Genomic DNA, 12,235 nt, shown 5'->3' with positions numbered 1-12,235 from the left:
GATTCTCCTTTATTGATGAATATGAATATCCATTTGAGGATAGGGGATAGTGATCTTTTCTTTGTCAAATTCCAATTTTACTTTTTCACGAAAATCATAGTAAAGGGTCCAGTAATTTTCAGTTTTACACCATAACTTCACATCAAAGTTTACAGACCTTTCTCCTAATTCCGACACACCAATTACCCATGCCGGATCCTTAAGAATCAATGGATGTTTTTTGGCGATCGTATTTAAAATTTCCTTAGCTTTTAATATATCGCTGTCATAACCCACTCCAAAAACAAGGTCTAGTCGCCTTGTATCCTGGGCAGAATAATTGATAACACTATGATTAGACAGTTCCCCATTAGGAATGACAATTTTTTTATTATCCGGGGTTAAAAGGATCGTGTATAAGATCTGAATTTCTTTTACAGTTCCACTGAAGCCTTGAGCTTCTATATAATCTCCTACGTTAAAGGGCCTGAAAGCTAAAATTAAAACCCCTCCTGCAAAATTGGCAAGGCTTCCTTGAAGTGCGAGGCCAATTGCCAAGCCAGCAGCCCCAAGTGCAGTAATGAGCGAAGATTCTTTAACACCTAAAGTAGCAGCTACAGTAACATATAGAATGAGTTTTAATCCAAATCTGGATAAAGAAATTATAAAAGAATGGAGAGACTCATCTGTTTTACTCTTTCCCAAAGAGCGGTCGATGATTTTAACTAAAAATTTAATAAGCCATAATCCACCAACCAGCAATACGATACTTCCAAGAAGCCTTGGACCAAATTCTAAGGCTTTATCAGTCAGTAGATCTATCCAAGTCATTTCATCACCTCATTTTTTAGTTTTATTATGTCTCGTTTTTACCTTTTAGTCAAATCTTATATAAGTTATTTTTTGCAAACATATGTTTTCAAATGCTGTAACATATGCTATAATGAGTGAGTTATTAAGAATAATTATTAAATAGAAGGTGGGTAGAATATGCCAGATTTTCAAATTGTGTCCGAGTATAAACCGACAGGGGACCAGCCAGAAGCTATAGAGAAACTCTCAAAAGCCATCAAAGAGGGAAATAAGTTCCAAACACTTCTTGGTGTAACTGGCTCTGGAAAAACTTTTACGATGGCAAATATTATACAGAATGTCCAAAAACCCACGCTAATCATTGCTCACAATAAAACTTTGGCAGCACAGCTTTACAGTGAATTCAAAGAGTTTTTTCCAAACAATGCAGTAGAATATTTTGTAAGCTATTATGATTATTACCAACCAGAAGCATATATTCCTCAAACGGATACATTTATAGAAAAAGATTCATCGGTTAATGAAGAAATAGACAAACTTCGCCACTCGGCAACAGCTGCTTTGGCAGAGCGACGGGACGTTATTATTGTTGCCAGTGTTTCATGTATATATGGCTTAGGAGACCCTATTGATTACAGTACGCAGGTACTTTCCTTAAGACCAGGAATGGAAAAAAGCAGAGACGAGGTTTTAAGAAAGCTGGTAGATATTCAGTATACAAGAAACGATATGGAATTTACGAGAAGTACCTTCAGGGTGAGGGGCGATGTAGTGGAAATTATTCCTGCAGCTTCTTCTGAACGGGCTATTCGGGTAGAATTTTTCGGAGATGAAATTGATCGGATTTCTGAAATCGATACCTTAACAGGAGAAGTCATTGGATTAAGGGATCATGTTTCTATTTTTCCGGCATCCCACTATGCCATTCCCCAGGACAAGCTGGAAAGAGCTATTCAGGCAATAGAAGAAGAATTGACACAGAGGGTAAAAGAATTAAAGGAACAGGATAAACTTTTAGAAGCCCAAAGACTTGCACAAAGAACGAATTTCGATATAGAAATGATGAGGGAAGTAGGATATTGTTCCGGTATTGAAAACTATTCAAGACATCTTTCCGGAAGACCACCGGGAAGTACCCCCCATACACTCATTGATTACTTCCCGGAGGACTTTTTAATCATAGTGGATGAATCCCATATTACAATTCCTCAGGTCAGAGGCATGTATAATGGGGACAGGGCGAGAAAAACAACATTAGTAGAGTATGGATTCAGACTTCCATCCGCCCTTGACAACAGACCTTTAAAATTCGAAGAATTTGAAAGAAAGATCAATCAAATATTATTTGTGTCCGCAACCCCCTCTACCTATGAGTACGAGCATTCTACTGTGGTTGCAGAACAGATTATAAGGCCTACAGGGCTCCTGGATCCGATTGTAGATGTTCGTCCGGTTAAGGGACAAATTGATGATTTATTTCATGAAATCCAAAAGTGCGTAGAAAAAAAGCAAAAGGTTTTGGTCACCACCCTGACTAAAAAAATGGCAGAAGACTTGACAGATTATATGAAAGAAATGGGTGTTAAAGTAAGATATTTGCATTCGGATATTGATACCCTGGAACGTATTGAAATTGTCAGAGATTTAAGAATGGATGTATTTGATGTTTTAGTAGGCATTAATCTGTTAAGAGAAGGACTGGATATACCTGAAGTATCCTTAGTGGCTATTTTGGATGCCGATAAGGAAGGATTTTTACGTTCAGAAACCTCCCTGATTCAGACCATAGGCCGGGCAGCGAGAAATGCTGAAGGCTGTGTGATTATGTATGCGGATACGATTACGGATTCTATGAGAAAAGCCATATCGGAAACCAACAGAAGACGGCAGATTCAGGATGCGTATAATAAAGCCCATGGCATTGTGCCTAAAACGATTGAAAAGAAGGTCAGAGACTTAATTCGTGCAACGAAAACAGCAGAAGAAGACGAAAGATATACTGCCGAGAAAGATCCGGAATCTATGGACAGAAAAGAACTGGAAGAAAGAATTGTAAAGGTAACGAAGGAAATGAAACAGGCTGCTTCTGATTTGCAATTTGAGCGGGCAGCACAGCTTAGGGACGAACTAATAGAGCTAAAAAAATATTTGCAAGATTTATAGAGGTGGATTATGTCAACGAATAAAATTGTCATTAAAGGAGCAAAGGAACACAATTTAAAAAATATTAATTTAGAAATTCCAAGAGATAAATTTGTAGTATTCACAGGATTAAGTGGTTCCGGAAAATCCTCTTTGGCTTTTGACACCATTTATGCAGAAGGGCAGAGAAGATATGTCGAGTCCCTTTCTGCTTATGCAAGGCAGTTTTTAGGACAGATGGAAAAGCCCAATGTGGATCTCATCGAAGGGTTATCTCCGGCCATTTCCATTGACCAAAAGACCACCAGCAGAAACCCAAGATCTACAGTAGGTACCGTAACAGAGATCTATGATTATCTAAGACTCTTATTTGCCAGAATAGGGGTACCCCATTGTCCGAAATGCGGAAAAGAAATCAAAAGACAGACCCTGGACCAGATCGTAGATCATATTATGGCGCTGCCCCCAAGAACGAAGATCCAGCTACTGGCTCCTGTTGTCAAAGGAAGAAAAGGTGAACATGTTAAGGTTCTGGAAAATGCAAAAAAGAGTGGATTTGTACGGGTAAGAGTTGACGGCATCATCTATGAACTTTCCGAGGAAATTAAGTTGGAAAAAAACAAAAAACACTCTATTGAAATCGTCGTAGACAGATTGGTTGTTAAAGAGGACATGGCAAAGAGGTTAAGCGATTCCATAGAAACGGTTATGAATCTTTCCAATGGTCTGCTATTGGTAGATGTAATCGGGGGAGAAGAACTTGTGTTCAGTCAAAACTTTGCCTGTCCGGATTGTGGAATCAGTATCGATGAAATAGAGCCGAGGATGTTTTCTTTTAACACACCTTATGGCGCTTGTCCAGCTTGTACAGGCCTTGGCTTTCAGATGAAAATAGATCCTGAACTGATTGTTCCGAATCCTGATTTGAGCATTCTGGAAGGGGCTATTAGTGCCCCTGGATGGAATGCTATAGACAATCCCGAAAGTTATGGACATAGTTTCTTCAAGTCTTTGGCTAAGCATTATCAATTTGAATTAAGTACTCCTTTTAAAGATTTGGATGAAGAGATTAAAGATATTATTTTATATGGTTCCAAAGGAGAAAAGATTAAAGTAGAATATAAGACAGCCCATGGCCAAGGTTCCTATATGTATGTCTTTGAAGGCATTATTCCTAACATTCATAGAAAATATTCTGAAACCTCTTCAGAATTTATGAAGCAAGAATATGAAAACTATATGACCAATATTCCTTGTCCTGTATGTTCCGGAACCAGACTAAAGCCGGAAGCCTTAGCTGTACGGGTAGGCGGAAAGAATATTGCTGAAGTGACGAACATGTCCATCATAGAATTGCAAAAGTTCTTTAATTCCATGGAGATTAGTGATAGACAAAGACTGATTGGAGAACAGATTTTAAAAGAAATTCATGCAAGAATTGGATTTTTGATTGATGTTGGATTAGATTATCTGACCCTTTCAAGACAAGCAGGGACGCTCTCGGGAGGAGAGGCTCAGAGAATCAGACTGGCCACTCAAATTGGCTCAGGGTTAGTAGGCGTTGTATATATTCTGGACGAACCAAGCATCGGTCTTCATCAACGGGATAATGAAAAACTCATCAAAACCTTGGAACACTTAAGAGATTTAGGCAATACCCTTATCGTTGTTGAACACGATGAAGACACCATGTTTGCAGCCGATTATATCGTGGATATAGGCCCTAAGGCAGGTGCTCACGGAGGAGAAGTGGTTTGTGCCGGAACGGTTCAGGAAATTATGGCTTGTCCTGAATCTGAAACTGGTGCATATCTTAGCGGAAGAAAAAAAATAGAGGTACCCAAAGAAAGAAGAAAGCCCAACGGCAACTGGCTAATTGTAAAAGGGGCCAGAGAAAATAACTTAAAGAATATTGACGTGAAGATACCTTTAGGGGTATTTACCTGTGTGACTGGGGTTTCAGGTTCAGGCAAAAGTTCGTTTGTAAATGAAATTTTGCTTAAAAGACTGGCAAGGGATTTAAACAGAGCTAAAGAAAAACCAGGACTTCATGATGATCTTATAGGTATTGAACATTTGGATAAGGTCATCAGCATCGACCAGTCTCCGATCGGCAGAACTCCAAGATCTAATCCTGCCACCTATACCGGAGTATTTGATGATATAAGAGAAGTATTTGCCAATACTCAGGAAGCAAAGATGAGAGGCTATCAAAAGGGGCGCTTCAGCTTCAATGTAAAAGGCGGAAGATGTGAGGCTTGTCACGGAGACGGGATTTTAAAAATCGAAATGCATTTCCTGCCAGATGTATATGTACCCTGTGAGGTTTGCCATGGTAAACGTTATAACAGGGATACTCTGGATGTGCATTATAAAGGAAAGTCTATTGCAGATGTTCTGGACATGACAGTGGAAGAAGCATTGGAGTTTTTTGAAAATCATCCTAAGATTAAAAGAAAGCTTGAAACTTTAAATGATGTAGGCTTGTCCTATATGAAGCTGGGACAACCTTCTACTACCCTTTCAGGAGGGGAAGCCCAAAGGGTAAAATTGGCAACAGAATTAAGTAAAAGAAGTACGGGAAGAACCATGTATATCCTGGATGAACCAACTACAGGACTTCATTTTGCCGATGTTCATAAGCTTATAGAAATATTACAGAAGCTGGCAGAGGGAGGCAACTCTATTTTGGTGATCGAGCATAATCTGGATGTGATTAAAACGGCAGATTATATCATTGATTTAGGGCCTGAAGGTGGAGACAGAGGAGGAGAAGTGATTGCCACAGGAACTCCTGAAGAAGTTGCTTTGGTAGAAGGCTCTTACACCGGTAAATTCTTAAAAAAGGTATTAAGCAAATGATATTTTTTACCAGGATTTTTTCTGCATGAATACCCTGCGAATAGAAAAAACTAAAGGAAAATAAGAAAGCAGGGTGATAATCATGATCAATAGCATTATGGACACCAGAGAGAGACATGAAGACGGACATTATCATATATTCCTTAAAATCCCAAGAGACGAATTCGAAAGGGCCTATGATGGCAATTACAGTAATGAAAATGCGGCAGATTTTTTAACTTATTATTTAGAAATGCGTGGAGATGACGGAAAACCTAAAAATATTATCATCAAGCGAAGTGAAAAGCAGGATTTGGTAGAAATTCAGGCGGATCTGGAATACTATAACAATGAACATACGGATTATAATAAGCAGTTGGGAAGTTTCTTTATCAATAACATGGAACCCAGAGAAGAAGTAAATAGTTTAAATAAATTTAATGAACACAAATAAATAAAACAGCCTTAAGGCTGTTTTATTTATTATGGATTATATCGGTCATATCTATCGCTGCCGGAAGAACTGCGATAATATTTAAACATTAGATCTTTGTTGGATTTGGTGTAGATATATCCTTCAATGTCAGCATCCCGGAACTCATCTTCTATTTCGTTATAAATTTTAGACATAAGTCTTGTGATTTCAGAATCCGACAATGCTTTCCACTCATCTTTGTATTCGCTATAGTCTATTCTCACTTCATATACGATGTCATCTCTGTCTCCGCTTAGTTCAATGGATGAGAGACGAATACCTGACAAATAGTCTTTGTAATAAGAATACAGATCTTTTTCTAAGTCTTCTAATGTATCTGAAACATTATCGAAGGTAAATTTAAGCTTTTTCTTGGAATCGCTCTTAAATTCCACAAGATAGTCACGTGAATCTGTATCATAAATATAACCTTCTATTTTTGCGGAGTCATAAGTATCCCAGATATCGTCACAAATGTCTTCTATATAGTTTTGAATATCTTTTTGAGTTAACTTGTTCCATGCTCTCTTGTAGTCATCCAGATCCACTTTGATCTTTAAGCTGATTTTGCTTGAATTACCGCTTAGCTGGATGTCAAACTCAATGTTTTTATATTCTTCATAGTCTTCTATGATCTGATCTTCCAGATCAGATAAATCTTTATTTTTTGAACTTGACTTACTGTTTTGTAAAGTTTTAATTTGCTCCTCCAAAGCGGTTTTTTCCTGCTTTAATTGAGCTATTTCAAGGCTTTTTTGAGCCAATTGAGCTGTTAAAGTGGAGATCTGTTGCTGTGCCTGCTCATATAAAGCATTAGAAGTAGTAGAAGAACCATTATCCGTAATGATAATTTGCTTATTTTGCGCATCCCATTTTACAGTTTTTCCAACTAATTCTGCCACCATTCTGAGAGGAACATATGTAGTATTATCTACAATAAACGGTTCTTTTTCATCTGTTTTAATCTGACCGTTGTAGCTGATTCTAATACCATTAAACGTAGCTTTTAACGTTTTGGTTGTGGGAGCGGCATAAATTGCACTGGAAGATAACAATACAGCAGTTGTTGCCAATGCCACCATACGCTTTTTTCTGTTATTGACCATCATTCATCCTCCTTAATTTTTATTATCCATGTTTATTATAAAAGACTTATATTTTTTTTTCAAGGATATGAAGGACGAATTGGAAAACTGTAACATAAATTTAACCTAACCTTAATGTAAGCGATCCACGATAGCTGTATAAAGAGGTTCTAATCTATCCCAAATCCAACGATTGGAATCATATCCTGACTCACCTATATCAATAATGTCTGTTTTATCCAATATAAAGCCCGGCATGGATTTAAGGGCCGGCAGGATGGTGTATAATATTGATGCAATTTTATGGGGGTATACATGGCCTAAGATTTCCAGAGCTATGGAATCTGTAGAAATATTTAAATGCCTCTTCATTTGCTCCTGATAGTTTTGCTTTAACGTTTGTGCGATATCTCTGCATGCTAAAGCTTCATTTTTAAGCAGTTCATTTAAAACTTGATTGTTTTTCAAATGAATCGTATGATCTGAAAAAGCAACATGAATATGATGATTATTAACATTAAGAAGTCTGTAGTTTAAGTTCATCTTTAGCACCCCTTTTTAGTTAATGTACTTATTATATCTTAGGTTTATTTAACTTATACCTATTGAGTCTCGTTCAGTTGATTATGGTATAATTTAAAAATAAAGATAAAAGAGTTACAATAAAAAAAGAGTGATCACAGACCACTCTTAAAATCACTATATTAAGGATTATTATTAAGCAAATCTTTAATCGTAGATTCAACTAATGCAATAGCATTTTTAGCCATGTCCTGAGGAAGTTCATGAAGAAGGATAGGTTTTCCAATGTGCACCGTTACTTCAGCCGGAGTAATGCGGCCTTTTCTTTCTTCCATGATTTTATACGAGCCGGAAATTGCAATTGGAACAACAGGGACATTGGTTTTTTGGGCCAGGCGCAGGCTTCCTTTTTTGAATTCACCCATGGGACCGCCTTTACTTCTCGTACCTTCAGGGAAAATGACCATGGATTGCCCTGATTTTAATATTTCAATACCTTGGTCTATTGCTTTAAGGGACTGTCTTAAATCTTTTCTGTCCATAAATACACATTGGATTAATTTCATCCATGTGCTTACAAGAGGAAGCTTAGACAGTTCGATTTTAGCAATAAAACCTTTTGGTTTATCGATATAACCCATAAGAATAGGAATATCAAAGTTTCCCTGATGATTGCTTACAAAAAGCACAGGACCATTATTTGGGACATTTTCAAGACCTTTTACACAAACTTTGCTTCCGGTAGCCCGAACCATAGATTTAGCCCAATGATGGGTTACTTTGTGAATGTATGTTTTTGCTTTTTCGGGAGTGCCAAATTTCTTAAGGAAGTAAATTTTAATAAGGAAGAACAGTGCTATGATTTGATAGAGCCAAAAATAAATAAACCATAAAATCGTACGTAACATGTATTCACCTCGACTAAAAAATATTTTTTTATTATAACATAAAAGTAAAGGATTCACTACTTATGTTTTGAGAATGGGAGTGACACTATGTTTGATATACAGGAAGAACTGAAGAAATTGCCTCAAAAACCAGGGGTTTATCTTATGAAAGACCAGTTTGAGAATATTATTTATGTTGGTAAAGCAGTTAATTTAAGAAATCGTGTAAGACAATACTTTCAAAATTCCAGGAATCATTCTCCCAAGGTACAGAAAATGGTCCTTCATATTAAAGAATTTGAATATATTGTTACAGATTCAGAGGTTGAGGCACTGATCCTCGAATGTAATCTGATTAAAAAATATCATCCAAAGTATAATATTCGCCTAAAAGACGATAAACATTACCCTTATATTAAAATTTCTGTGAATGAAGCTTTTCCTAAAGTATTTATGACCAGAAAGCTTTTAAAAGATAAGGCAAAATACTTTGGCCCCTATACAGATGGAATGGCCTTAAAGGAAACATTGGAACTTATTAAAAAGCTTTGGCCCATTCGTACCTGCAACAGAAATTTGCCGAGAGATATAGGCAAAGAAAGGCCATGCCTTCAATACCATATCGGGCAGTGTAAGGCTCCTTGTGCAGGATTGATTTCTGAAGAAGAATATAAAAAAATGATTGCAGAAATCATTTCATTTTTGGATGGAAAATATGAAGATGTTATAGAAGATTTAGAAAAGCAAATGGTGGCTGCTTCAGAGGCGCTTAATTTCGAAAAAGCAGCCCACTTAAGAGATCAAATTCAAAGCATCAAAAGAATTGCCCAAAAGCAAAAAATGATTAACGCTTCCATGGAAGATCAGGATGTTATCGCTTTTGCAAAAAAAGAAGATGAAGCTTTAGTACAAGTCTATTTTGTCCGAGGAGGCAAGGTGGTCGGAAGAGAGCATTTTCTGTTAGACGGAGTGGATGAAACCAGCTCAAAAGACATTATGACTTCATTTATCAAGCAGTTTTATGCTGGCACGACTTTTATTCCTAAGGAAATTATTCTTCAGGAAGAAATTGAAGAATTAGAGATCATTCAGTCCTGGCTCAGCGAACGCAAAGGACATAAGGTCTATATCACGATTCCTAAAAAAGGAGAAAAGTCTAAATTAGTAGAAATGGCAGGAAAAAATGCAGAACTTACACTGAGCCAATTTGGAGAAGAAATGAAGAGAAAAGAACAAAGAACCAAAGGTGCAGTGGAAGAAATTCAAAATGCCATAGGGCTTGAAAATACGATTCATCGAATAGAAGCTTACGATATTTCAAATACTCAAGGCATAGAATCGGTAGGATCCATGGTTGTATTTGAAGATGGAAAACCAAAAAGAAGTGATTATCGAAAGTTTAAGATTAAGTCTGTTTTAGGCCCCAACGATTATGCCAGCATGGAAGAGGTTATCAGAAGACGATTTACCCATGCTTTAGAAGAGCTTAAAGTATTAAAAGAAAAAGGATTAACAGTAGAGGAAGGCAAATTTACAAAGCTCCCTCAGCTGATCCTAATTGATGGAGGCAAAGGACAAGTTCATGCGGCACAAAAAGTATTGGACGAACTGAATATTTCCATCCCTGTTTGCGGAATGGTAAAAGACGATAAACACAGAACCAGGGGACTTCTCTATCATGACGAAGAAATAGGACCGCCTCCGGGGACTGAAGGGTTTAAACTCATTACCCGTATACAGGATGAAGCCCATCGCTTTGCTATTGAATACCACAGAAAATTAAGAAGCAAAGCCCAGATTCAGTCAGTGCTGGATGAGATACCGGGAGTAGGGACTGTAAGGAAAAAAGCACTTCTTGAACATTTTGGAAGTGTGCAAAGATTAAAAGAAGCATCTCTTGAAGAAATTCAGCAAGTGGAAGGCATACCCGATAGTATCGCAGAGCAAATTTTTAGTTTTTTTCACCAAAGATAGGTATTTTGATTTAATTTTTATATAAAGATTGAAATTATGTGTAAAAATTGATATGCTTGTTTTGTAGGTCAAAAGATTGTCATAGATGGGGTGAAAACATGGCGGGTTCTAGCAACCGTAAATTTACTTATGCATATGTTGCAAAAGATACAGGGGAAATTTTTAGTGTAGACGTTAGTCTGGGCGTTGGGAATGATAAAATGCAGATTTTTATTAAGCCCAATGAGCAGCAAAATTTATACAATGATTTGCCTGAAATTTTAAAACAGATCGAGAAAAGTCAATTATCCCGAGTAAACTTAAATATTTTGAATGACTGTGAAGTATATATATTAGATGATGAAAATTCCGGTCATTATAAAAAGGTTGAATTTATAGATGAAAATTTCACATTGAAGGAATAATAAAACAGAGAAAAATATTTCTCTGTTTTTTTGTACGGATCAGTAAAAACTTTCTAAAAGTGTCAAAACGAATTGATGTAGTCCATTGATTTTACCAGAAAATATGATAAAATTAAAAAAAGATTCCAATGGAAAGAGGGATATCCTTGTACAACGTGAGTGTTAAGCAAATCGTAGAGAAGTTTAATCTCGAAAATATCACACCGGAGGTTAAGTTTGAACACATATTGGTTACGCAGCCGGACGTAAATAGGCCAGCCCTGCAGTTGGCAGGATATTTTGATTATTTTGATGAAGAGAGAGTACAAGTCATTGGTAAAGTAGAGTATACATATCTTAGCAAGATGGAAGAAGAGATAAGAGAGCAAGTTTTAGAAAGATTATTTCAGTTTCATATTCCTTGTTTGATTTTATGCAGAGATTTGGATGCGTTCCCTGAAATGATTTTTTATGCCAATAAATATGGCGTACCTGTATTAAGAACCAGTGAAACAACATCAGATTTCATGTCAGAGCTGATTCGATGGCTTAAGGTTGAGTTGGCTCCCAGGATATCCATTCATGGCGTTTTAGTTGACGTTTTTGGAGAAGGTGTATTGATCACAGGAGAAAGCGGCGTTGGAAAAAGTGAAACTGCTCTTGAACTTATAAAAAGAGGCCATCGTCTGGTGGCAGATGATGTGGTAGAAATCAAGAAAGTTTCTAATCAAACCTTGATTGGTTCATCTCCTGAGGTGATCAGACATTTTATAGAATTAAGAGGGATTGGAATCGTAGATGTTAAAAAGCTGTTTGGTATTGAATCGGTAAAAGATGTTCATAATATTGACTTGGTTATTAAAATGGAATTATGGGATAATCAGAAAGAATACGACCGTTTGGGCTTAACGGAAGAGTATACTGAAATTCTGGGAAATAAAGTCGTATGCCACTCCATCCCGATTCGCCCAGGGAGAAATTTAGCTTTGATTTGCGAAACGGCGGCAATCAACCACAGACAAAAGAAGATGGGGTATAATGCGGCAGAAGAACTGAATAATCGTATCATGGAGAATATCAAAAAAAGACGGGAAGAAAGATAAATAATCATTTAAAATATAAACTATATCTTTA

At 36.9% G+C, this 12,235-nt stretch carries 10 protein-coding genes; 6 read left to right on the top strand and 4 right to left on the bottom strand.

The window, feature by feature from the left end; genetic code table 11:
- Positions 1-9 precede the first annotated feature (9 nt).
- Complete coding sequence (locus tag JOD07_RS00655) at positions 10-810, bottom strand: mechanosensitive ion channel family protein (RefSeq protein WP_158739746.1); 801 nt, start codon at positions 808-810, stop codon at positions 10-12.
- 159 nt (positions 811-969) lie between these two features.
- On the opposite strand from JOD07_RS00655, the gene uvrB reads away from it, so the two are divergent.
- From uvrB to JOD07_RS00640, 3 genes are all read left to right on the top strand, one after another.
- On the top strand, positions 970-2,955 hold the full coding sequence (gene uvrB, locus JOD07_RS00650; protein WP_204611632.1) for an excinuclease ABC subunit UvrB: 1,986 nt from the start codon (positions 970-972) through the stop codon (positions 2,953-2,955).
- A gap of 9 nt (positions 2,956-2,964) precedes the next feature.
- A complete protein-coding gene (uvrA, locus tag JOD07_RS00645; RefSeq protein ID WP_158739744.1) occupies positions 2,965-5,796 on the top strand; it encodes an excinuclease ABC subunit UvrA in 2,832 nt (943 codons plus the stop codon).
- Between the two features lie 82 nt (positions 5,797-5,878).
- Entirely contained in the window at positions 5,879-6,229 is a 351-nt protein-coding gene (locus tag JOD07_RS00640; RefSeq protein ID WP_158739743.1) for a hypothetical protein, read from the top strand.
- A 29-nt stretch (positions 6,230-6,258) separates the two neighbouring features.
- On the opposite strand, the gene JOD07_RS00635 is transcribed toward JOD07_RS00640, so the two are convergent.
- The 3 genes from JOD07_RS00635 to JOD07_RS00625 form a co-directional block, all read right to left on the bottom strand.
- Positions 6,259-7,356, bottom strand: a complete 1,098-nt coding sequence (locus JOD07_RS00635) for a copper amine oxidase N-terminal domain-containing protein (RefSeq protein ID WP_204611624.1) — start codon at positions 7,354-7,356, stop codon at positions 6,259-6,261.
- A 111-nt stretch (positions 7,357-7,467) separates the two neighbouring features.
- Positions 7,468-7,878, bottom strand: a complete 411-nt coding sequence (locus JOD07_RS00630) for a hypothetical protein (RefSeq protein ID WP_158739741.1) — start codon at positions 7,876-7,878, stop codon at positions 7,468-7,470.
- A gap of 161 nt (positions 7,879-8,039) precedes the next feature.
- Positions 8,040-8,765 (bottom strand): lysophospholipid acyltransferase family protein, encoded by a 726-nt coding sequence (locus JOD07_RS00625; protein ID WP_158739740.1) that lies wholly within the window; start codon positions 8,763-8,765, stop codon positions 8,040-8,042.
- Positions 8,766-8,852: 87 nt separating this feature from the next.
- Between JOD07_RS00625 and uvrC the strand changes: the two genes are divergently transcribed.
- The 3 genes from uvrC (at position 8,853) to hprK (ending at position 12,204) form a co-directional block, all read left to right on the top strand.
- On the top strand, positions 8,853-10,718 hold the full coding sequence (gene uvrC, locus JOD07_RS00620; RefSeq protein WP_158739739.1) for an excinuclease ABC subunit UvrC: 1,866 nt from the start codon (positions 8,853-8,855) through the stop codon (positions 10,716-10,718).
- A 98-nt stretch (positions 10,719-10,816) separates the two neighbouring features.
- Positions 10,817-11,122 carry a hypothetical protein gene (locus tag JOD07_RS00615; RefSeq protein ID WP_158739738.1) on the top strand — a complete coding sequence of 102 codons (306 nt, stop codon included), beginning with the start codon at positions 10,817-10,819 and terminating at the stop codon, positions 11,120-11,122.
- Between the two features lie 146 nt (positions 11,123-11,268).
- Positions 11,269-12,204 carry an HPr(Ser) kinase/phosphatase gene (gene hprK, locus JOD07_RS00610; protein WP_158739737.1) on the top strand — a complete coding sequence of 312 codons (936 nt, stop codon included), beginning with the start codon at positions 11,269-11,271 and terminating at the stop codon, positions 12,202-12,204.
- Positions 12,205-12,235: the final 31 nt, after the last annotated feature.

Origin of the sequence: Defluviitalea raffinosedens (genome assembly GCF_016908775.1) — a bacterium.
Lineage (GTDB): Bacteria > Bacillota > Clostridia > Lachnospirales > Defluviitaleaceae > Defluviitalea > Defluviitalea raffinosedens.
This window is presented reverse-complemented; position numbering and strand designations above follow the sequence as displayed.

Coding starts and splice junctions, on each gene's coding strand:
- JOD07_RS00655 (WP_158739746.1), bottom strand. CDS start 810: ATGACTTGGATAGATCTACTGACTGATAAAGCCTTAGAATTTGGTCCA.
- uvrB (WP_204611632.1), top strand. CDS start 970: ATGCCAGATTTTCAAATTGTGTCCGAGTATAAACCGACAGGGGACCAG.
- uvrA (WP_158739744.1), top strand. CDS start 2,965: ATGTCAACGAATAAAATTGTCATTAAAGGAGCAAAGGAACACAATTTA.
- JOD07_RS00640 (WP_158739743.1), top strand. CDS start 5,879: ATGATCAATAGCATTATGGACACCAGAGAGAGACATGAAGACGGACAT.
- JOD07_RS00635 (WP_204611624.1), bottom strand. CDS start 7,356: ATGGTCAATAACAGAAAAAAGCGTATGGTGGCATTGGCAACAACTGCT.
- JOD07_RS00630 (WP_158739741.1), bottom strand. CDS start 7,878: ATGAACTTAAACTACAGACTTCTTAATGTTAATAATCATCATATTCAT.
- JOD07_RS00625 (WP_158739740.1), bottom strand. CDS start 8,765: ATGTTACGTACGATTTTATGGTTTATTTATTTTTGGCTCTATCAAATC.
- uvrC (WP_158739739.1), top strand. CDS start 8,853: ATGTTTGATATACAGGAAGAACTGAAGAAATTGCCTCAAAAACCAGGG.
- JOD07_RS00615 (WP_158739738.1), top strand. CDS start 10,817: ATGGCGGGTTCTAGCAACCGTAAATTTACTTATGCATATGTTGCAAAA.